General features: G+C 47.3%; 23 protein-coding genes. 18 read left to right on the top strand and 5 right to left on the bottom strand.

Annotated elements, in window-relative coordinates; genetic code table 11:
• Positions 1-75 precede the first annotated feature (75 nt).
• The 3 genes from KI350_RS17800 to KI350_RS17790 are packed head-to-tail and all read left to right on the top strand — an operon-like array spanning position 76 to position 1,732.
• Complete coding sequence (locus KI350_RS17800; RefSeq protein ID WP_025810251.1) at positions 76-546, top strand: low molecular weight protein-tyrosine-phosphatase; 471 nt, start codon at positions 76-78, stop codon at positions 544-546.
• A gap of 23 nt (positions 547-569) precedes the next feature.
• Positions 570-920, top strand: a complete 351-nt coding sequence (locus KI350_RS17795; protein ID WP_025810249.1) for a hypothetical protein — start codon at positions 570-572, stop codon at positions 918-920.
• The gene (locus tag KI350_RS17790; protein ID WP_025810247.1) at positions 917-1,732 is read left to right on the top strand and encodes a YihY/virulence factor BrkB family protein; all 816 of its coding nucleotides are present in this window, start codon (positions 917-919) and stop codon (positions 1,730-1,732) included. The genes KI350_RS17795 and KI350_RS17790 overlap by 4 nt, the downstream gene beginning before the upstream one ends.
• A 211-nt stretch (positions 1,733-1,943) precedes the next feature.
• Here KI350_RS17790 and KI350_RS17785 read toward each other — a convergent pair whose 3' ends face one another.
• Positions 1,944-3,122 carry an MFS transporter gene (locus KI350_RS17785; protein ID WP_020450570.1) on the bottom strand — a complete coding sequence of 393 codons (1,179 nt, stop codon included), beginning with the start codon at positions 3,120-3,122 and terminating at the stop codon, positions 1,944-1,946.
• Positions 3,123-3,222: 100 nt separating this feature from the next.
• Here KI350_RS17785 and KI350_RS17780 point away from each other — a divergent pair, with 100 nt between their 5' ends.
• From KI350_RS17780 to KI350_RS17770, 3 genes are all read left to right on the top strand, one after another.
• Positions 3,223-3,603, top strand: coding sequence for an OsmC family protein (locus KI350_RS17780; protein ID WP_020450571.1), 381 nt, complete (start codon positions 3,223-3,225; stop codon positions 3,601-3,603).
• A 104-nt stretch (positions 3,604-3,707) separates the two neighbouring features.
• Positions 3,708-4,763: a calcium/proton exchanger gene (gene cax / locus KI350_RS17775; RefSeq protein ID WP_020450572.1), complete on the top strand. Its 1,056-nt coding sequence runs from the start codon at positions 3,708-3,710 to the stop codon at positions 4,761-4,763.
• Between the two features lie 66 nt (positions 4,764-4,829).
• Positions 4,830-5,621 (top strand): YfkD famly protein, encoded by a 792-nt coding sequence (locus KI350_RS17770; protein WP_020450573.1) that lies wholly within the window; start codon positions 4,830-4,832, stop codon positions 5,619-5,621.
• Positions 5,622-5,852: 231 nt separating this feature from the next.
• Here the strand turns inward: KI350_RS17770 and yfkAB are convergent, their stop codons facing one another.
• A complete protein-coding gene (yfkAB, locus tag KI350_RS17765) occupies positions 5,853-6,974 on the bottom strand; it encodes a radical SAM/CxCxxxxC motif protein YfkAB (protein WP_079289344.1) in 1,122 nt (373 codons plus the stop codon).
• Positions 6,975-7,117: 143 nt separating this feature from the next.
• On the opposite strand from yfkAB, the gene KI350_RS17760 reads away from it, so the two are divergent.
• The 3 genes from KI350_RS17760 (at position 7,118) to KI350_RS17750 (ending at position 9,482) form a co-directional block, all read left to right on the top strand.
• On the top strand, positions 7,118-7,303 hold the full coding sequence (locus KI350_RS17760) for an SE1561 family protein (RefSeq protein WP_003179806.1): 186 nt from the start codon (positions 7,118-7,120) through the stop codon (positions 7,301-7,303).
• Positions 7,304-7,412: 109 nt separating this feature from the next.
• On the top strand, positions 7,413-8,204 hold the full coding sequence (gene pdaA, locus KI350_RS17755) for a delta-lactam-biosynthetic de-N-acetylase (protein WP_139372635.1): 792 nt from the start codon (positions 7,413-7,415) through the stop codon (positions 8,202-8,204).
• Positions 8,205-8,378: 174 nt separating this feature from the next.
• Positions 8,379-9,482, top strand: a complete 1,104-nt coding sequence (locus tag KI350_RS17750) for a glycerol dehydrogenase (protein WP_025810240.1) — start codon at positions 8,379-8,381, stop codon at positions 9,480-9,482.
• A 178-nt stretch (positions 9,483-9,660) separates the two neighbouring features.
• Here KI350_RS17750 and KI350_RS17745 read toward each other — a convergent pair whose 3' ends face one another.
• Together KI350_RS17745 and corA are read right to left on the bottom strand one after the other, a co-directional pair.
• Positions 9,661-10,257, bottom strand: coding sequence for a hypothetical protein (locus KI350_RS17745; protein ID WP_020450577.1), 597 nt, complete (start codon positions 10,255-10,257; stop codon positions 9,661-9,663).
• 57 nt (positions 10,258-10,314) lie between these two features.
• Positions 10,315-11,277 (bottom strand): magnesium/cobalt transporter CorA, encoded by a 963-nt coding sequence (gene corA / locus KI350_RS17740; protein WP_025810238.1) that lies wholly within the window; start codon positions 11,275-11,277, stop codon positions 10,315-10,317.
• 134 nt (positions 11,278-11,411) lie between these two features.
• On the opposite strand from corA, the gene KI350_RS17735 reads away from it, so the two are divergent.
• The 5 genes from KI350_RS17735 to KI350_RS23095 all read left to right on the top strand — a co-directional run bounded on the left by KI350_RS17735 (position 11,412) and on the right by KI350_RS23095 (position 16,181).
• Positions 11,412-12,275 carry a DNA-3-methyladenine glycosylase family protein gene (locus KI350_RS17735; protein ID WP_212930551.1) on the top strand — a complete coding sequence of 288 codons (864 nt, stop codon included), beginning with the start codon at positions 11,412-11,414 and terminating at the stop codon, positions 12,273-12,275.
• Between the two features lie 2 nt (positions 12,276-12,277).
• On the top strand, positions 12,278-13,684 hold the full coding sequence (gene rlmD / locus KI350_RS17730; protein WP_374706269.1) for a 23S rRNA (uracil(1939)-C(5))-methyltransferase RlmD: 1,407 nt from the start codon (positions 12,278-12,280) through the stop codon (positions 13,682-13,684).
• Between the two features lie 49 nt (positions 13,685-13,733).
• On the top strand, positions 13,734-14,204 hold the full coding sequence (locus KI350_RS17725; protein WP_065644597.1) for a DUF6884 domain-containing protein: 471 nt from the start codon (positions 13,734-13,736) through the stop codon (positions 14,202-14,204).
• Between the two features lie 218 nt (positions 14,205-14,422).
• Complete coding sequence (locus KI350_RS17720) at positions 14,423-14,914, top strand: RNA polymerase sigma factor (protein WP_065644598.1); 492 nt, start codon at positions 14,423-14,425, stop codon at positions 14,912-14,914.
• Positions 14,901-16,181: a YfjL-like protein gene (locus KI350_RS23095; protein WP_236808658.1), complete on the top strand. Its 1,281-nt coding sequence runs from the start codon at positions 14,901-14,903 to the stop codon at positions 16,179-16,181. Before KI350_RS17720 ends, KI350_RS23095 begins: the two co-directional genes overlap by 14 nt.
• 29 nt (positions 16,182-16,210) lie before the next feature.
• Here KI350_RS23095 and KI350_RS17705 read toward each other — a convergent pair whose 3' ends face one another.
• Positions 16,211-16,786 (bottom strand): TetR/AcrR family transcriptional regulator, encoded by a 576-nt coding sequence (locus tag KI350_RS17705; protein WP_025810226.1) that lies wholly within the window; start codon positions 16,784-16,786, stop codon positions 16,211-16,213.
• A gap of 107 nt (positions 16,787-16,893) precedes the next feature.
• Here KI350_RS17705 and KI350_RS17700 point away from each other — a divergent pair, with 107 nt between their 5' ends.
• The 4 genes from KI350_RS17700 (at position 16,894) to KI350_RS17685 (ending at position 20,750) form a co-directional block, all read left to right on the top strand.
• Positions 16,894-18,087 carry a macrolide family glycosyltransferase gene (locus tag KI350_RS17700; protein WP_065644599.1) on the top strand — a complete coding sequence of 398 codons (1,194 nt, stop codon included), beginning with the start codon at positions 16,894-16,896 and terminating at the stop codon, positions 18,085-18,087.
• Between the two features lie 297 nt (positions 18,088-18,384).
• On the top strand, positions 18,385-18,708 hold the full coding sequence (locus KI350_RS17695; protein ID WP_236808660.1) for a YckD family protein: 324 nt from the start codon (positions 18,385-18,387) through the stop codon (positions 18,706-18,708).
• Positions 18,709-18,811: 103 nt separating this feature from the next.
• Entirely contained in the window at positions 18,812-20,017 is a 1,206-nt protein-coding gene (locus tag KI350_RS17690; RefSeq protein WP_065644601.1) for an MFS transporter, read from the top strand.
• Entirely contained in the window at positions 20,010-20,750 is a 741-nt protein-coding gene (locus KI350_RS17685) for a YfjL-like protein (RefSeq protein ID WP_020450589.1), read from the top strand. Before KI350_RS17690 ends, KI350_RS17685 begins: the two co-directional genes overlap by 8 nt.
• Positions 20,751-21,024 lie beyond the last annotated feature (274 nt).

Genomic DNA, 21,024 nt, shown 5'->3' with positions numbered 1-21,024 from the left:
AAAATCTTTAGTATAAAAGCAAAAGTGTTTTTTCTTTCTGAAATGTGGGGAAAGAATAGAGGAGGCTCTTGTTTGATGATCAAAGTGCTATTTGTTTGCCTCGGCAATATTTGCCGCTCTCCGATGGCAGAAGCTGTATTTAACGACATGCTCAAAAAAAGCGGACTGGAGGACCGAATTGAAGCCGATTCGGCGGGGACAGGGAACTGGCATGTCGGAAAACCGCCTCATGAAGGCACACGGTCGCTGCTATCTGCAAAAAAGATAAGCTGCGAAGGCCTTTACGCGAGGCAGATTACCGACAAAGACCCGGAAGCGTTCGATTATATCATCGCGATGGATGCCGAAAACGCTGGCCATGTGAGAAGCCTTGCCGGCTACGGGAGCAAAGCCGTCATCCGGAGGCTGCTCGACTATGTCGAGGATTGTGAGACGGCAGATGTTCCTGATCCATACTACACCGGGAACTTTGATGAGGTGTACGAACTCGTCGCGAAAGGATGCAGCGAATTGCTAAAGGACATTCGAAAAGAACACAAATTATAAAAAAACGAAGGGAGAGATTTTTTATGAAAAACGACCGCGTTTTCATCAGAAATATCCTCCTCGGCGCTTCGGTCGGGGCGGTTATGTCACTGCTGCACAAACCGACCAGAGAAGCGTGCGGCGCAAAGCTTGACGCGTGCAAAAGCAAAGTCCGCCTTTACCGCGCAAATCCCGGAATGTTCACCGAATGCGTGAAAGAAAAAATGGACGAAGCCAAAAAACTGACCGCTTCCATATCGGACGATTTAAGCTTCTTAAATCAACAGATGAAAGAACTGAAAGAGACGACGCCAAAAGTGATCGGTTTGATCGAGGAAACGAGGGATCACTTCACAGCTAAATCCAAAGGGCGTACGGAGCCGGAAAAAGAATGAGCTTTTTGAAAGAGCTGGCTTGGCGTTTTTTCCTTCATGAAGGGCCGAGCAAATCGGCGGAACTTGCCTACTTTTTCCTGCTGTCCCTGTTTCCGTTTATGATTTTCCTATTGACTTTGATCGGCTACCTGCCTGTCAAAACGGGCGATGTCATCGGGCTGATTGAACAGTATGCTCCAGAAGACACGATGTCCGTTATTGAAGAGACGCTCAATACAGGAAACAGGGGCCTGCTTTCTTTCGGGATCATCGCGGCGCTCTGGTCTGCGTCAAACGGATTGAACGCGATTGTCAGGGCCTTTAATCATGCTTATGAAGTGGAGGAAAACCGCTCATTCATCATGGTTCGGCTGACATCACTCCTCCTGACCGCCGCGATGGTTTTCACCATATTGGTCGCGCTTCTTCTTCCGGTATTCGGGAGGGCCATCGGCCATTTCATCGCCAATCTGGACGGTACGCCGGAAATGTTTCTAGCGGCATGGTCAGCGCTCCGCTGGGGAATCAGCCCGCTTGTGCTGCTGGTCGTCTTTACGGCTTTATACTTTTTTGCCCCGAATAAGCGGCTGTCATTTAAATTCGTGCTTCCGGGAGCCGTTGCAGCGACAGCCGGCTGGATCCTCGTCAGCATGCTGTTTTCATACTACGTCAGCGAATTTGCAAACTACAGCGCAACATACGGAAGCCTCGGCGGCATCATCGTCCTGATGATCTGGTTTTATTTAAGCGGAATGATGATTATTCTTGGAGGGGAGATCAATGCCCTTTTACATAAACGTAAAATCATTCCTGAAGAAAATCCGCGGAAATGAGCAATCTATAAAAGAACGTTTCATGAGTTCAAAAGCGGAGGGATCATCATGACAAAACACACGAAAAAAGGCGGCAGCCATAATAAACAAAATTCAAAGCAAAGTTCGAAAAACAAAACGAGCGGAAGCGCCAACGGACAAAACGGATATCATTAAAACTGCCTGACGTTTTCGAAAAGGCCGGCTGCCTATAGTAAGCAGCCGGCCTTTTTTACATTGGCGCCGCCTCAGATTGTTCGAGAGCGCCGTTTTTCTTCGTTTTGCCAAAGAGCACCCCGATCCAGATCAACACCATCACGATTGTAATCAAATAAAACAGATTGCTGTTATGAAATGTCTGCATATACCAGCCGCCGGCAACCGGGCCGAAAATGCTTCCGAAGCTGAAGGTGATTCCGCACATCAAGTTTCCGGCCGGGAGAAGGCGTTTTGGAAGCAGGTCGGCCATAAAGCTGATGCCGAGTGAAAAAGTTGATCCAACAGCCATTCCGGCTATGAAAAAACATGCCGCAAGCAAGGGGACGGAATCGGAAAAGCCCGCCGCAAAGAAGCAGCCTGCCCCGACAGCCAATATAACAAGGAGCACATTTCGTCTTCCATACTTGTCGCTCAACACGCCGAGCGGATACTGAAAGACGATGCTTCCGATCGCAAAAGCCGGAAGAATAATTGATAGGCCTTCGACGGAAATGCCCGAGCGGAGCGCGTAGACGGGAAAATTGCCGTTCAGGGCGGTTTCCAAAAAGCCGTAGCCGAATGTCGGCAAAAACGCGACCCATCCTAGCAGAAAGGCTTGGACGAAGCGCTTCAAGCTGTTATCGCTGCGGCTTTCAGAGCCGCTTTTCTCAGGAAAATCGTTTTGAAGGCAAAAAATAAACAGCCACGCCAGCAGGCTGAATGCACCTGAGACGATAAACGGCAATGACGGGGCAATGTTGACAAGCGGCGTTAAAAAAGGACCGGCAGCAAATCCCAAACCAAACGAAAGGCCGTACAAAGAGATATTGCGGCCGCGGTTTTTTTCAGACGATAATGTGGTCACCCAAGTTTGCGTTGAAAAGTGCAGCATATGATCCCCGATTCCAATCAAGAGCCGTAAAAAGAACCAGACGATAAACGACTGAATAAAAACAAAGGCGAACAAACTCGCGCACACCATCACCCCGCCGATGACGATCAGCGGTTTAAAACCGAGCCTGCGAAGCGGTGCTTCCATAAACGGCGAAGCGATCAGGACGCCGATGTAGAGGCCTGTCGCATGAAGACCGTTCAGCGCAGCCGAATGGCCTTCCTGTTCGAAAATAACAGAGATGACCGGAAGGAGCATCCCTTGCGAAAAACCTGATATACTGACAATCAAAACGAGAATGAAAAAGTGAAATCTAGTCATCGGCCGATTCTCCTTATCCGTAATCCTTCTTTGATCGTACAACTTTCACAAGTTTTTAGGCAAGGCGATTTTTCTTTTTCTGTCAAAAGAGGTGTGAATCATGGAAATCGTGTGGAATCAGAACGGCTTTGAGGCTGATCTGGAATATGGAAAGCTTAAGATATCAGGCAATGAAGAAGCAGGATTCAGGCCTTATCAATTGCTGGCCGCTTCGATTGCGGCATGCAGCGGTACCGTTCTTCATAACATATTGGAAAAGAAAAGGATACAGCTGAAAGATATGACCATCGAGACAAAAGAAGAACGCATTTCCGAAGAGGCGGGCCGCATCAAAAGCATTCATCTTCACTTCATATTGAAGGGAGAAAACCTCGGTGCAGAACAAATTCAAAAGGCGCTGAAAGTAGCGATGAAAAATTGTGCCATGGTGAGGTCTGTTGAAAACAGCATCAAGATCATCGAAACATTTCAGATTCGCTGATGTTTAAAAACCTGCGTTAATGCGGAATAGATCAGTATGCTGTATATAAACTGAAAAGTTCGCACAAAAATAACCTACACCAAAAAAGAAAAGAGGAATGAAAAATGGGCCGTTTTTTCTTTTGGATGATGGCTGCGGGAGTTCCCCTTTCTGTCGCAGGGAGCATGTTGCATTGGCCGCAGGTTTTATTGTTCATCATATACTGCCTGACGATTATCGCGCTTGCAAGCTATATGGGAAGAGCCACCGAAAGCCTTGCGATTATTGCGGGTCCGAGGATCGGGGGCCTTTTAAATGCGACGTTCGGAAACGCCGTTGAGCTGATCATTTCGATCTTCGCGTTGCGGGAAGGACTGACCGGCATTGTGCTCGCATCGCTGACAGGATCTGTCCTCGGCAACCTTCTTCTGGTCGCCGGCCTGTCGTTTTTCATCGGGGGCCTGAAATATAAGCGCCAGGAATTCAACGTGTATGATGCGAGACACAATTCAGGTTTGCTCATGTTCGCGGTGATTGTCGCTTTCGTCATCCCTGAAGTATTTTCAGCCGAAATGACAGAGCCGAGGAAGCTGTCGATGAGCGTCGGCATCAGCATCATCATGATTTTGCTTTACCTGGCAGCGCTTTATTTCAAGCTTGTCAGCCACCGCGGGGTTTACCAGACGAATCAAAATGAGCGGGAAGAATCGCATGAAGAACCGGAATGGTCGGGAAAGAGGGCAACATTGATTTTATTTTTGGCGACCGTTGCCGTTGCCTACATTTCCGAGCACCTCGTCCACACATTTGATACGGTGGCCGAACAATTCGGCTGGTCGGAGCTTTTCATCGGGGTCATCATTGTCGCGATCGTCGGAAACGCGGCAGAGCATGCTTCCGCCGTCATTATGGCCTATAAGGACAAAATGGATGTCGCAGTTGAAATTGCGATCGGATCAACGCTGCAGATCGCGATGTTTGTCGCACCTGTTCTTGTGATCAGCTCTTTGTTTTTTCCAGTGAGCATGCCGCTCGTCTTTACCTTGCCGGAACTCGTCGCCATGGCTTCCGCCGTCCTTTTGATGATCGTCATTTCAAACGACGGGGATACGAACTGGTTTGAGGGCGCGACATTGCTGGCTGCTTATATCATCATGGGAATCGGTTTTTTCCTTCTTTAAAAAAATTGGGATAAACGGAGAGCATCCGGAAAACAATAAGGGAAAAGAAACAGAAAGAGTGATAGTATGAAAAAGCTTTTGTGTTTTACGCTAACTGCGTTTTTATCCTTTAGTTTTTTCGCTGTACAGGAAGCAGATGCAGCCAAGCCGATCAAGATTCCAAGCTCTGTCACGAATATTTCCAAAGAGAACACATACCCTAACGCCTCCCAGGATCAGCCGAGGCTGCAGCCGAGCGAACTGGCCGAAGAGCTGCTGAAAACAACCGATATCGCGATTGAAAATCCGCATCTCATCAAAATGCTGAATGAGTCAAGCATTTCCGGCACACCGCTGGCAATCGGCTACAGAGCGACGATCTATTTGGGCAGATGGGCGCTCGGGTATACCTCGAATGAAACCGTTGCGAACTGGGAATACCGCAAAATCAACACAAACCGCTTTGACAACCGGGGCGGGAAAGCACCTGCCGAACTCACGTATTCCCAGGAACAGACGAGCAAAATCAAAGGCGGCTTAACAGCGAAAGTCCCGAAAGCGGACGATGTCAAAAACATGATGATGCTTGAAGCCATGGAAAAAACAAAGCTGCCGCTCGCCTTTGAAACAGTCGTCGGCGCCGGCACAAAACGCGATCAGATTTATAAAGTGCAGCCGAAAAAGCTGGGGAATTTACACGCCTATGCACCTGCCGTCAATGAAAAAGGGAAGGTCACCTACGGTGAAGTGTACATTGTATTAAAAGGCAACAAAAGAAAGCTGGTCGTCAAAAATATCACCTCGCAAGGAATTGGCGCCTGGATTCCTGTACAGGATCACCTCACATTCGGCTTTCAGCTCAGCCATCAGCCGAAATAAAAAAGCAAGCCTTTTGCGGCTTGCTTTCAGCGTGTCGAGAAACCCTCGCATTCGTTGTCAGGCCTGCGCGTCGGTGCTCACGAATTCCAACATTCGCTCCGCTCCGATGCTCGGCCTTCCTAGACTGCAAGGGTTTTCAATCACGCTGAAAGGATGACAAAATCCCAAAACAAAAAGTCGTTTTGGGATCTTGTCAACAATCTGAAAGCAAGCCTTTTGCGGCTTGCTTTTTCATACTCTTGCTGTTCTGGAAGTAAAATCAACATCTTGATAATAGCTGTTTTTGACGAGCACATTCGGCCCGAGGCATCGGACGTGCGGGCAGTGGCAGTTGAGCTCCTTGGCAAGCTCTGTTTTTCTCCACTTCGCATAGGCGCTTGGCAGGCTGTCGGTTTGAATGTTGCCGAGCGGCGGAGTATCTCCGAAATCGGTCACGATGATATTGCCGTCAAAAATATTGACGTTCAGGCGCGATCTGCCGTCAGGGTCGTTTCTGACCGTGACATTTTTCGCTTCGCGCAGCCGCTGTAAAAGAGCGTGGTCTTCAGGATCAGGGCTGCACGCGTAAAACGGCAGGGTGCCGAACAGCATCCACGTATTTTCGTCGCGAATGTCAAGAAGGCGGTGGATCGCTTTCCTCATGTCTTGTAAGCTTAAAGATTCAAGCGCGCTTGCAAAATCGCTCGGATACATCGGGTGAACCTCATGGCGCTGGCATTTCATGTCTTCGACAATTTGCCGGTGAATATGCTCGATGTGAGGAAGCGTCCGTTTGTTGAGCATCGTCTCGGCGGAGACCATAACCCCTTCATCAACAAGCGTCCGGCTGTTTTCGATCATTTTTTCGAAATAGCGCGCCCGCTGGGCAAACGTCGGCTTTTTATCCATCATGGCGAAGCCGATTTCTGCAAAGTCTTCGACTGTTCCCCAGTTGTGGGAAATATGAAGCACATCAAGGTAGGGGATGATCAGCTCGTAGCGCCCGATATCGAGCGTCAAGTTTGAGTTGATCTGCGTCCGCACGCCGCGTTCATGAGCGTATTTTAATAAAGGAACGACATATTCCTTTACGGATTTTAATGAAAGCATCGGCTCGCCGCCCGTAATGCTTAAAGAACGAAGGCGGGGAATCTCATCAAGCCGTTTCAACAGAAGGCTGACGGGCAGCGCGTCCGGGTCCTTCGTCTGGAGCGTATACCCGACGGCGCAGTGCTCGCAGCGCATATTGCAAAGAGTCGTCGTCGTAAATTCAACGTTCGTCAGCTGTACATCTCCATATTGGTCAACGTCCATGTAGGCTTCCCACGGATCATATTCCGGGGTAATCGGACGAACCTGCGTTTTTTCTGTCATGACATATCTAACTCCTTTATGATAGGACATACTAATATAGCCCAACTATTCATTTTAGACCTGATCCTTGAGGCGTGCAAGTCATGGATGATTGAAAAAAGGCCGTTTATAGGCTACGATAAAGGAACAAAAGGAGGAGAATCATGGGTAACGCAGTACATGACAAAGAACAGCAAGTCAATTATTTAAAAAACAGATTGGATATGTTTATGTCAGTCATCGATTCTTTAGACCCGGAATCGACCGACCTTGAAGATATTGACAGACTGATCAGCATGCTCGACGACTTGGAAGCCAAATACGAGCGCTTTAAAAAAGACTGGAAATAAAACCGCCGCATTCTTTGCCGCGGTTTTTTTGTTTTCCAAGTGTTGCTTGGTATGAAAAGCCCAGCCCTTCTGCACAATAAGAAAAAATAAAACTGGGAGCGAGAAGATGATGAAACGATTCTATGCCTTATGCTGCGGATTCCTGCTGATGCTGGCCTTCAGCGGCAATGCTGAAGCGATTTCCAACAAGGCGATCCATTGGGGCTTTTCAAAAAGCAAAAACCATCAGCCGGCAGATGCGGGACAAGAGCTGAACAGCCTTTTGCAGCAGTACGACGCCTTTTATTTGGGCAACACAAAGGAAAAAACGATCTATCTGACCTTTGATAACGGCTATGAAAATGGCTACACCCCTAAGGTGCTTGATGTTCTGAAAAAACAAAACGTCAAAGCTGCCTTTTTTGTAACGGGCCATTTTGTCAAAGATCAGCCGGAGCTGATCAAGCGAATGGCCGAGGAAGGACATATCATCGGGAATCATTCCTATCACCATCCGGATCTCACGACGAAAACAAGCCGCGTGATACAAGAGGAATTGGAATCGGTCGATGAGGAGGTTTACAAAATCACAGGCAAAAAAAACAACCTCTACCTGAGGCCGCCTCGGGGCGTTTTCAGCGAGCGGGTGCTTGAAGAAACGAAAAAGCTCGGTTATCAAACGGTATTCTGGTCTGTTGCTTTTGTCGATTGGAAAATCAATGCCCAAAAAGGGTGGCGCTATGCGTACGACAATATGATGAAACAGGCCCATCCCGGCGCCGTCTATTTGCTTCACACCGTCTCGAAAGACAATGCCGAAGCGCTTGATCAGGCGATCACCGACTTAAAAAAAGAAGGCTATACATTTAAAAGCCTTGATGACCTGATGTTTGAAAAATCTATGATGCTAAAGCCCTTTTGAAAGAAATGCCCCGGACGCTGAGACGGGGTTTTTGCTTTGAGCGGAAAAGTTGATGGTTCAGGCTCTTTTATTTCCCCTAGTCAATTCCATAGAATAAAAATCCATTCTATATACATATATTACTAGATTTAAAAAGAAAATAGGTATATCATTGATAGTGAAGGGGGAATTACCATGTCAAAATTAGTAAAATCAGTCACATCGCCTAAAAAATTTATTACAGGAAAACGACTCCTTGAGAACTTGAACGATTACATTGAAGATTATGGTGATCACGCATATATCATTTGCGATGAATTCATTTTAGAACGCGCTCAAAAAGAAGCGGGGAATTCGATTCAGAAAGCCGGCAATCAAGCTGTTTTTGAAAAATTCAATTACGAATGCACACAGGAAGAAATCGATCGTAACCGGGAGCTTGCACGCAATGCAGGCGCTAATATCATCGTTGGGATCGGCGGGGGAAAAACGCTTGATACAGCAAAGGCCACCGCTTATTACGAGAAGCTGCCGGTTGTGATTTTCCCGACAATTGCTTCAACAGATGCTCCATGTACGGCCCTTGCTGTCATTTATAAACATGACGGATCGTTTGACCGATATCTGTTTTTGCCGACGAACCCAGATGTCGTTCTCGCGGATTCTGACATTTTGGCATCCGCGCCGCCGCGCTTTTTCGCAGCCGGTATCGGAGACGCCTTGGCGACGTATTTTGAAGCGCGCGCCTGCTTTAAAGCAAACGGCGACAACCTCGTGCTGATGAAGCCTTCAACAACTGGATTGGGACTTGCCCGCCTTTGCTACGATACGCTATTGGAAAACGGCGTAAAAGCGATGCAGGCGATCAAGCATGGCGTTTCTACACGAGCCGTTGAAGACACAATAGAAGCGACCATCTATTTAAGCGGCGTCGGCGCCGAATCAGGCGGTCTTGCCGCCGCACATGCGATCCACAATGGAATGACAGCCGTTCCTTCTCTGCACAGAGCTCAGCACGGCGAAAAAGTCACGTTCGGCCTTTTGGCACAGCTCGTTCTTGAAAACGCGCCGGCCGAAGAGCTGGAGACCGTCATTGACTTTATCAAAGGCGTCGGTCTGCCGTTGACATTAAAAGACCTCGGAGTCGACGAATTTATCGAAGAAGAATGGCGCCAAGTCGCTCAAAGCGCTTGCGCAGAAGGCGACACAATGGGCAACATGCCGTTCCCAGTCACCCCTGACGATGTCTACAATTCGATCGTCGCCGCCAACGCGATTGCAGAATCTTATCGCGATTAATAGACGAAAAGCCGCTTCCGTGAAGGAGCGGCTTTTTTCTTTGAGGTTTGTCTATTAGTTTGTGAAGCGGCTGTTTGCAGTTCGTTTTTTCTGTATACCTTTTACTTCTAAAGCTTCTCTTCCATGTAATATTTTTAAAAGTTTCCAAAAGCGTGCTGCTTGACTCGAGTGAAGTCGCTCATTTCACCACTTCAACCTTCATCCTCGGCTCTTCTTCTATCCCTGATTCATACACATCCTCATTTCCCGGAGCCTTAAAGGTGACGCTGTACGTCTCTTGTGAATGCGGAGACAGTTCCAGCTCTTCCGGCTGAAAGTCAAATTCGCTCGTTATATCAGGGATGAGCTGGATGCGTTCGGTCTTTTTTCCGTAATTGTTCACTTTCACCTCACAGTCCATGTTTCCTTCCTCCATATCGCTCTGATAGCTGCAAGTGCTTCTCTTTTTCATATATTCCACGGCATCATCGCCTTGTGCATTCCATTTTTGAAAGAGCATCAGCTGTTCTGTGACCAGCGGGTAAAATACTGAAATGCCGATAATAAACAAAAACAGCTTAAAGCGGATCCACGGTACTCCATAATAATGGCGCCACGCCATAATGAAGCCGATGATGAGCATCAACATGCAGATCAGAACCACTAAATTGCGGACAGGCAGTCTGAAAAAGTCCGAAAGCGCGTCTGCAGCAGACACGCTTTGATGATTTTCGGCGCTAATCAACAAGCCGAGAACGATCAAGAAGATGCCGGCAAGCCCTGTATGTACCTTCATTTCTTTCCCCCCTCAGTTATAGAAATAGTCGAACAGAGAGGAAAAAGGTTTCCGGTTTTACTTGAAAATGTCAAACCATCCTTTATGCCGGAACCAGAAGATCATGCCGGCGACAACGGCTCCCATCATGACGAGGATGAAAAAATAGCCGTAGCGCCAATGCAGTTCAGGCATGTTGTCAAAGTTCATGCCGTACACTCCGGCAATGAAGGTGAGCGGAATAAAAATCGTTGAGACGATCGTCAGCGTCATCATAATGGCGTTCATCCGGTTGGAGTTGAGCGTCTGGTAGCTGTCCCTTAAATCGGCGGTCATGTCGCGGTTGTTTTCGACGATTTCGGTCAGCTTCAAGAGGTGGTCGTAAATGTCGCTGTAATACGCTTTTCGTTCGCGGTTTTCTTTTGAGATTTCAATGTTTAAAATCCGGTAAAGCAAATCCCGCATCGGAATGATTGTTTTCCTAAGCTTTAGAAGGTCGCTCCGGATATCAAACACTTCATTCATCAGCGTTCCATACGTTTTTCTGCTGTCGCTTTCAGCAATTTCATTGAGGCGGTCTTCTATTTTGTAAAGAATCGGGAAATATTCGTCAACAAGCTGATCCATGACCATATAGGCGATATGGCTCGGTCCTTTTTTCCACAACTCGCTGTTTTCCGAAAGCTGTCTTCTTACTTTTTCAATACCGTCTGAACGATGAAAGTGAAATGTGACGATAAAATCTTTTCCAACGAATAAGTCAACTTCTTCAGACGCCAGCGTCCTTTGATTCAACGCGTGTATGACGAAAAAAAGATATTCTTCGTATTGATCAAGCTTCGGACGCTGCAAATGATGAACGCAGTCCTCAACTGCTAAAGGGTGAAAGTGAAAATGGCTTTTGAGTAAAGAGACTTCTTCATCCGAAGGCTGATCGAAGTCCGTCCAGTACCACTCAATATCTTGATCTGTCAGCCTTTCTGCTTTGATGTCGGTAGATAAAAGTTTTCCGTCCTTTGTCATCGCAAAATGTTTAATCATCGGCACCCCTCCGCTTCCATAGGATGCTGCGATGCCCTGTGATTCATTCGGTGAAAAAATAAAATGTTGTTCTTTTTTAAGAGAATTTGAAACATGGTATACTGTGGACAAAGAAGAAAAAGGGATGGGAAGCGATGTGGAAGGAAACTGTAAGCGTATCACCGCCGTATCATTTTGACCGCGTCTTGGACAGGCTTTCGCTTGATCCGCTCAATGCGGTCAACCTCGACAAAAGGGAGGTCAAGCTGCCGCTCCGCAATCAAAACAAAGAGCCCCGGATTGTCGCTGTGCAGGCGACGGGAACTGTCGAAGCCCCGGCGTTTGCCGTCAGCGGTACAGACGATCGAGACGCCATGATGAAAGAAGTGAAACGGATCTTCAGATGGGAGGAAAATCTTCAGCCTGTACTGGATCACTTTTCACAATCAAGCTTGTCATCAATTTTCGCAGAGCATGCCGGAACGCCGCTGGTGCTCGATTTTCATTTGTATCATTGCTTGATGAAATGCATGATCCACCAGCAGCTTAATCTGTCTTTTGCTTATACGCTCACAGAGCGGTTCGTTCACACTTATGGAGAGCAAAAGGACGGGGTCTGGTTTTATCCGCTTCCCGAAACGATTGCACAGCTCGACTATAACGACTTGCGCGAACTTCAGTTCAGCATGCGGAAGGCTGAATACGTCATCGATACATCAAGAATGATCGCAGACGGCCGTTTAAATCTTGATGAGCTTGATCAATTATCAGATGAAGATATTATGGAAAAGCTGGTGAAAATAAGAGGCATCGGCCCGTGGACCGTCCAAAACGTTCTGCTGTTCGGACTGGGTCGCCCCAATCTGTTTCCGGCCGCCGATATCGGCATCCAAAACGCCATCAAATGCCATTTTGGCTTAAACGATAAACCGACAAAAGAACAAATGCTTGAAATGAGCAAAGAATGGCACCCTTATTTAAGCTATGCTTCCTTGTATTTATGGAGGAGCATTGAGTAGAAATGGAGAGAACATCAGTGAAACGTGATAAAAAAGGATCATCAGCAGAATTAAAAGTCGGACAGCAATTTCCGCTGACGATCAAGCGCCTCGGCATCAACGGCGAAGGCGTCGGCTACTTCAAGAAAAAAGTCGTCTTCGTCCCCGGCGCACTGCCTGGTGAAGAAGTTGTCGTCGAGGCGACAAAGGTTCATCCGAAATTTTCCGAAGGGCGGGTCAAAAAGGTGCGCAAGCGTTCAGAGCACCGCGTCAAGCCGCCCTGCATCATCTATGAGCAATGCGGGGGCTGCCAGCTCCAGCATCTGGCTTATGAAGAGCAGCTGAAAGGAAAACGGGACATCGTCATTCAATCGCTCGAACGGCACACCCGTTTTGACATCGGCAAAATGGACATCAGGCCGACGATCGGCATGGAAAACCCGTGGCACTACCGGAATAAAAGCCAGTTTCAGCTCGGGCTTTCGAAAAACGGCAAGATGGTGGCCGGGCTGTACGGCCTTGACTCGCACCGTCTTGTCCCGATTACGGAATGCATTGTTCAGCATCCGGCGACGAACACAACGACGCAAACCGTCAAGCAGATTCTTGAAGACTTCGGCATTTCCGTCTACAACGAACGGAAGCGCACGGGCGACGTCCGCACGATCGTGACGAGGGTCGGCTTTGAGACGGGGGAAGTGCAGGTTGTCCTTGTCACGTCAAAAGAAAATCTGCCGCGCAAGGAGCTCATTGCAGAAGAAATCAAAAAGCGACTGCCTGAAGTGACCTCCGTGATTCAAAACGTAAACAAAGCCAAGACATCGGTTGTCTTCGGCGAGGATACAAGGCTCTTAGCCGGCAATATGGTCATTCAGGAATTTCTCGGCGAGGTTTCATTTGAGCTGAGTGCCCGCGCTTTTTTTCAGCTTAATCCGATCCAGACGGTCAAGCTGTATGACGAAGTGAAAAAAGCGGCGAAACTGAGCGGGCGCGAAAAAGTCGTCGACGCCTATTGCGGCGTCGGCACGATCGGAATGTGGATCGCCGACGGGGCAAAAGAAATCCGCGGCATGGACGTCATTAAAGAATCGATCGATGACGCCAACCAAAACGCCAAAAAGCACGGAATCGAAAATGCGCGCTATGTCACAGGGACGGCGGAGCACTGGCTGCCGAAATGGACAAAAGAAGGCTTCAGGCCGGATGTCGTCATCGTCGATCCGCCGAGAACAGGCTGTGACCGCACCTTCCTTGATACGATCAGGCAGGTTAAGCCGAAACGGTTCGTTTATGTCTCATGCAATCCGTCAACACTTGCGAAAGATTTGCAGTACTTGGCGAAGGATTACCATGTCGAATACATTCAGCCTGTCGATATGTTTCCGCAGACGGCGCACGTCGAATCGGTCGTATCGCTGAAGCTGAAATAAAACGCCTTTTCAAAGGCGTTTTTTAGCGGAACCAAAAGGGGGATACATGATGAAAAGACTCTGCATCATCCCGTGCGGGGCGAAAAAAATCTGGGATGTTGATCCTGGCATCGGCCCGTCCGCCGCAAAAGATGTCTATCTGAGCCCGTTTCATCGGGCGTGCCGCGCATATGCGCAGACGTTTTTTGCGGATTGGGTGATTCTTTCAGCAAAACACGGGTTTTTAAAGCCAGAAGATATCGTTCCTGAAAACTATGATGTCACATTCGGGATGCGCCACCCGGAGATTATGGCGGATGATGAACTGAAGGCTCAAGGTAAACGGAAAAACCTGATGGATTATGACGAAATCGTCATGCTCGGCGGAAAAAAATACAGGCCTGTTTTGAGGAACGTGTTTGGCAGCCGCCAGCAGATCACTTACCCGCTGGCGGGATACCGGGGAATCGGCTATATGCTGCAGGCGCTGAAAGCGGCTGTCGATGAAGGCCGGGAGCTTAGTGAACCTGAAAACAGCTGACGAGAAAGTGAGTTTTTTAAAATCGCTGGTAGGTTTGTCTAAATAAGGGCAGGGCCTGATCTGGAAGACATTTGTTTGGCGGATGGGATATCCGGAGGCAAAAATGAAATATTCATTTTTGTCTCTTTTTTTATGCGATTTTTTGTAACAAAAAGAAGTTCAGCGGTACTAATAAGTGAATGGAAAAATAGCGGCATGCCCAGCCGGGGAGGGGCTTTATGAAGCTTGAGGAAGTCTACAAGAGTATTCAGCCTTCCGTTTATGCCTTTTTCTACATCAAGACATTCCATAAAGAAACGGCGGAAGATTTAACACAGGAAGTATTTTATCAGGCTGTGAAAGGCTATCATACATTTTCGGGAAAGTCGACAATTAAAACATGGGTGTTTGCGATTGCTAAAAATGTGTTGAAAAAACACTATCGTTCAGGAGCGTCAAACGCCGGGACAAACACGATTCAGCATGAGAAAGCGGCTTGCTTATCTCCTGAAGAACACCTCCTGAAAACCGAAAAAGAGCGGCGGCTTCTCGAAGAAATCAACCGGCTTGATGAGACTTCAAAGGAAATTGTCACCCTCCGTATCTACGGAGAATTGTCATTTAAAGAAATCGGCATGCTCACAGGCAAAACCGAAAACGGTGCCAGGGTCGGGTTTCACAGAGCGAAGCTCAAGCTGCAGCAAGAAATGGAGGGGTATGATGAAGGATAAGGAACGCAGTGTATTCAAAGATTTGCTTCCTTTATACCATGAGGGGCTGTTAAGCAAAGAGACGGCTGAATGGATTGAGGAAGCGGCCGAAAACGATGAAGAGCTTCAGAGGCTTTTGAAGATGACGAAGGCCGAGCTTCCGAAAGAACATATTGAATCGTCTGTTCATGAAAGTCAAATGTTTAAAAACATCAATCGGAAGCTCTCCTTGTACCAATTGATGTTTACAGCCATTTCGTTTTTTCTCGCGATTCACACATCCCTGTTAAATGAGAGCTTCGGCTTTATTTTGTGGTATGCCGTGCTTGGGCTTGCGGTGTACCTGTTTTACCGGGATATGAAACTCGTGATACTCCTCTCCTTTGCGCCGATTTTCATGTGGGGGATCGGGGATATTCTGGCCGGATGGGATGCAGCCGACGGTACAGGGGTTGTGGAGCACCTGCTGTATGCCGTCTTTGGCGCTTTCATGCTTGCAGTTATTCACTGTTTTTTCGCCGCGGCCGGGATGATGATCGGATGGCTGTTCTTAAAGCTGAAAAAGATGGAAAAGAAAATCTTATATAGCGTATTGATTGTGCTGCTCGTTTCCTTTGTGCTTGCCACATACAACGCCTTCAACGGAAATCCCGTAAGCAAGAAGCTGTCTCAAACGGCGCTTGAGCATTATTTGACTGACCGCTATCCCGAAAAAGACTTGCGGATCGACAGCGGACTCTATCATTTCAAGTTCGCCGAATATGTATTTGAAGTTACTGATACCGGAGATCAAAAGCGCAAAGATCCCTATCTGTTTTCTTTGAGAGGGTTTGTTCAACCAGAAGTACACACGGACGGTATCTATGAAGAGAACCTCAACGAACCGCTGATGGAGCGGCTTGGAGAAGAAGCCGGAAAAGAAATCAAAACGTTTTTATCGAAAAGCATAAACCATCTGAAAGACGTTGACGTGCATGTGGAAGTATTAAAAGGAAAGCTGAAAGAGGACGCAAAATGGGAGAAAAGCCTCCGCTTAGAGCGGCCGATGGAGATTCATATTTTACTTGATGCCGCAAATGCCGACCGAAAAGACGTATACAAAACGGCGCAAAAGATTCAGCGCCTGTTGAATGAAGAAAGGTACGACTATGAAAGCGTGACGATTAATGCCAACATTTTTGAGGGGGAAGATATCAAAGACGACGAGACCGGCTATGTCAAATACAGCACCTTCTTTGAAAAAAATACGGATACCAGGCTGAAGGATGTTGAGGAGCTAAATGAGTAGCGATCCATCCTTCAGTCTGAAAGGTTTGATCAGATGTGCAAACCGCCGCAGAAAGCGGCGGTTATCTGTTTAATATAAGTGTCTTTAGCGACTTTTTGAAACCGGCCGTCAGCCAATGCGCCAGAAGAGAAGTATCCGTATAAAGATGACAGAAAAGCGAAGGCCTGTGAATCCGCATCTCCCTTTTTCATCAGGCTTTTGTCCTGCATCGTTTGAAAGTAGTCTGTTAAATAACGAAGGAGTTCTTCCATATGCTTTAACAGAGAACCGAAAAGATCAGTCATCCTTCCGCCGTCTTGAACAGCGATAAGGTAGAGGGGCTTGTTTTTTTCCATATGAAGCAAATACGATTCTGCAATCAATGTTAAGTCATTCTCCAGGTTCCAAGTGATATCATTTTCAAATACGCGCTGAAAGGCTGGTATATAAGAAAATTGCTGAACGGCCGCTTCCAAAAGTCCGAGCTTTGTGTTGAAGTGGCGATAGACCGTCATCTCGCTGACGCCTGAATGGAGCGCGATATCCTTTACCGTCACCGACTTGAAACCGTATTTTTGCATTAAGTCTAAAGCAGCAGATATGATCCGTTCGTTCGTCTCTTGCAAAGGTGTATACCCCCATTTTATGATAGTTAGTAGTAACTAACACCAGTCTAATCAGGCGCTGAATTGATGTCAACCCGTTTCAAAAAGGATAAAAAGGAGTTTTAATCATGAAAAATATTTTAATCGTCAATTTTCCGGCGGAAGGGCATGTCAATCCTACATTAGGGATCACCAAAGCATTTGCTGACAGAGGCGACAATGTGCACTATCTTTCAACAGAAAAGTATAAAGACAGGCTGGAGGGCGTCGGGGCTACCGTCCATTTGTACAAAGATCTGGTAAGAAACGCGCATATTGATCCGAATTCACCGTCCGGCCTTCTTGAATTTTTAAAAATTCATCTCAAAACCTCGCTGTATATTTTAGACATTGTAAAAGAGCTGTCCAAAAGCATTTCGTTCGATGCCGTGTATTATGACACATTCGGTGCAGGTGAATTGGTCAGGGATTATTTGAACATTCCGGGAATCGCTTCGTCGGCTTCATTTCTCTTCGGACAAGAACATATGAAGATTCTGCCGCTGCATCCGGATTCAGGCGCGGAGCTGCACTTGGACAAAGAATGTGAAGACATGCTTAGTGAACTGAAAGAAAAGTACGGCGTCTCACCTAGGCATACAGGACAGTTTATGAGCAATCAGGCGGAGTTGACGGTTGTGTATACAAGCCGGTATTTTCAGCCTGAAAGCGACCGTTTTGGGGATGATGTGCTGTTTATCGGTCCGCGTTTTCCGAAGCGCCTGGACAAGACCGATTTTCCGATAGAATCGTTAAAGAATGAGAAAGTCATTTATATTTCAATGGGAACCGTACTTGGTAAAACTGAGGATTTTTTCAATATGTGCATCGATGCATTCCGTGATTTCGACGGCAAGGTTGTCATCGCCGCCGGCGAAAAGTCGAACTACGCGGATATAAAAGAAGTGCCGGAGCATTTTATCATTGCACCGTATGTGCCGCAATTAGAGGTGCTTAAAGAAGCCGATGTGTTCATCACCCACGGCGGCATGAACAGCGTCAATGAAGGCATTCATTACCGTGTCCCGATGGTCGTGCTTCCGCATGATAAAGATCAGCCGATGATCGCCCAGCGCCTGAAAGAACTGAATGCTGGATATCCGCTGTTTACAGAAGAGGTCAATGCTGAAAGATTAAGAGATGCAGCAGAACAAGTACTCACTGACGGAAAGTATCAGGAAGGTATTCAAAAAATTGATGAAAGCTTCAGCAACTGCATGGACATGAAAGACGCATTAGCGCGCATTGATGAATATACTGCGCGGAAATCGCTGCAGGCTTGATAGGAAGCCCAGCCGCTTTACCAAGCGGCTTCAGCGTGTCGACAAACCCTCGCATTCGTTGTCAGGCCTGCGCGTCGGTGCTCACGAATTCCAACATTCGCTCCGCTCCGATGCTCGGCCTTCCTAGACTGCAAGGGTTTTCAATCACGCTGAAAGGATGACAAAATCCCAAAACTAAAAGTCGTTTTGGGATTTTGTCAACAATCTGAAGCCGCTTTACCAAGCGGCTTTTTTTTATGCATAAACTCCGCAAAACAGATAAAAATAGAATGAATCATAGATCAGAAAGGATGTTGCATGATGCGCAAACTGTGCGTTTGCCTGCTTCTCTTCATTCCGCTGTCATGTACGGCTGTCATGTCTTCTGCCTACGGGGAAACACGCGTTTATCAAGAGTTGACCGACAAGCAAAAAAATGAACTGGCTTCTTTGCAAAAGGACATTATGGAAAAGAAAAAACAGCTGATCAATAAGTATGTGGAGTTCGGAATCCTTGATCAGGAAAGAGGAAAAGAAATCAAATCTCATATTGAGAAGCGCTATGAAAAAGAGCGGGAAAACGGGTTTCTGCCAAAGTTGAAGCACCAAAAAGAAAAGTTTCACAAGCATCATATTCATTAAACTGAAATAGACGGCGCCTCATTTTCTTCGTGACAAAAGTGTAAAGACAGGTGTAAACTAATACTCATGTAAACTGCTAAGAGAGTAAAGAGGTGTAGTGAGTATGAAGAAGAACCGTCCTGTTTCAGAGCGCAGACTGCTTGGCATCGCCGGTCTCGGCTGGCTTTTTGATGCTATGGACGTTGGCATATTATCGTTTATTATCGCCGCTTTGCACGTGGAATGGAAGTTGACGCCGCAGGAGATGAGCTGGATCGGCAGCGTCAACTCAATCGGCATGGCAGTCGGGGCGTTTGTCTTTGGCCTTTTGGCTGACCGTGTCGGAAGAAAATACGTTTTTATGATTACGCTGCTGTTTTTCTCGATCGGCAGCGGGTTATCCGCTTTGACGACGACATTGTGGGCATTTTTAGTCCTGCGCTTTTTCGTTGGTATGGGGCTTGGCGGAGAGCTTCCAGTCGCATCTACACTCGTATCCGAAACGGTTGCGCCGGAGCGGAGGGGAAGAGTCGTCGTCCTGCTCGAAAGTTTCTGGGCATTCGGCTGGCTGGCCGCAGCGCTCATTTCGTATTTTATTATTCCGGCCTACGGCTGGCAGGTTGCTTTATTAATAACCGCGATACCGGCTATTTACGCCTTATATTTGCGGATCGCCCTGCCGGATTCTCCGAAATATGAGAAGCTTGCGCAGGAAAGGAAGCCGACCGTCGTGGAAAATGTGAAAAACGTCTGGTCCCGCAAATATGCCCGGCCTACGGCCATGCTGTGGATTGTCTGGTTTTGCGTTGTCTTTTCCTACTACGGCATGTTTCTTTGGCTGCCGAGCGTCATGGTGATGAAAGGATTCAGCATGATCCAGAGCTTTGAGTACGTCTTGATCATGACGCTGGCTCAACTGCCCGGCTATTTCTCCGCGGCATGGCTGATTGAAAAAGCCGGCCGGAAAATGGTGCTTACCGTCTACTTGTTAGGGACGGCTGTCAGCGCCTACTTCTTCGGATCGGCTGAATCGCTGGCGCTTCTGCTTGCGTCAGGTATGTTTTTATCGTTTTTCAACCTTGGTGCCTGGGGCGCGCTTTATGCTTATACGCCTGAACAATACCCGACATCAATCAGGGGGACCGGCGCAGGAATGGCAGCCGGCTTTGGCCGAATCGGCGGCATCCTGGGCCCGCTTCTTGTCGGCTATCTCGTCGCCCGGGGAACAGAGATTTCAATGATCTTTTTGATCTTCTGCGTCGCCGTTATTGCGGCTGTCGCGGCGATCTTCTTTTTGGGGACGGAGACGAAGCAGAAAGAGCTTGCCTAATGTCCGAATTCTCCTTCATAATGGACGGGACGCGAGAATTTGGAAAGAGTTGATTGAATTGAAAAAGAAAGCCATCATTACTGGTCTCTCGTTGTTGATTCTTGTGACAGGTTGTTATGTGTATAACGCCTTTTACGGAAATCCGTTCAGCCGCGCGCTGGCTGAACAAAAGCTATCGGCATACTTGCAGGAAGCACACGCCGGTGAAACCTTAAATATGAAAGGGAGCTCCTATAATTTCAAGTTTGCTGAATACCTTTTTCGTGTGTCAGATGAGCGGAATGATGAGTACATTTTCAGCGTGAAAGGCGGATTGCACCCGGCTGTCACAAACGATGGCATCAAAGAAGCCAGACAGGAAAAGACGAGAGCCAGAATAAGCAAAGAAGCCTCAAATGAGATCAAGAGAGAGCTTGAAAAAAAGCTGAAAAACGTAATTGACGTCCAAGTTTCTCTATCAGGAAGCTATGATGTCAATACAAATTGGAAAAAACTGAAGCAAACAGAACCGATCGCTGTTACAGTTACCTTGAATTCAGGCCGGGACGGCCGGAGGCAGGTCTATGACCAGGCAAAAGTGGTGAAAAAGTTATTGAGCGGCTACCATTATGAAAACATTGAGATTGACAGTATGGGCTTAGACGGGGAAGACCGGCCAGGCTATGTGAAGTACAGTGTGCATGTTTTAAAGGATCGTGCGATAGCCATTGAAGATGTAGAGAAGACGCTTTAACGCCTTCTCTTTTTTTATACGGGGGATATATAGGCGGTTTGCACTATTGATGTCCAAGGCCGAAGCGAATAGAATCATATTAAGAACAAATGAATATCGTCGGGATTGTTACTGGTAAGGCAGGCAAGACCTAAAATGTGCTAAAGGAACCGCAGACCTTAGTGTGCTTTTTTGCGCCTATCGGCTGATGCTTTCGCATGTTTTAGGTCTTTTTTTATTCCTTTCGCCGGGGTCTTTAGATGTAATGGCACATTTTTCATTTTGATCGTCTTCT

It is taken from the genome of Bacillus sp. J41TS8 (assembly GCF_018333035.1).
In the GTDB taxonomy this organism is placed as follows: Bacteria; Bacillota; Bacilli; order Bacillales; family Bacillaceae; genus Bacillus; species Bacillus paralicheniformis.
This window is presented reverse-complemented; position numbering and strand designations above follow the sequence as displayed.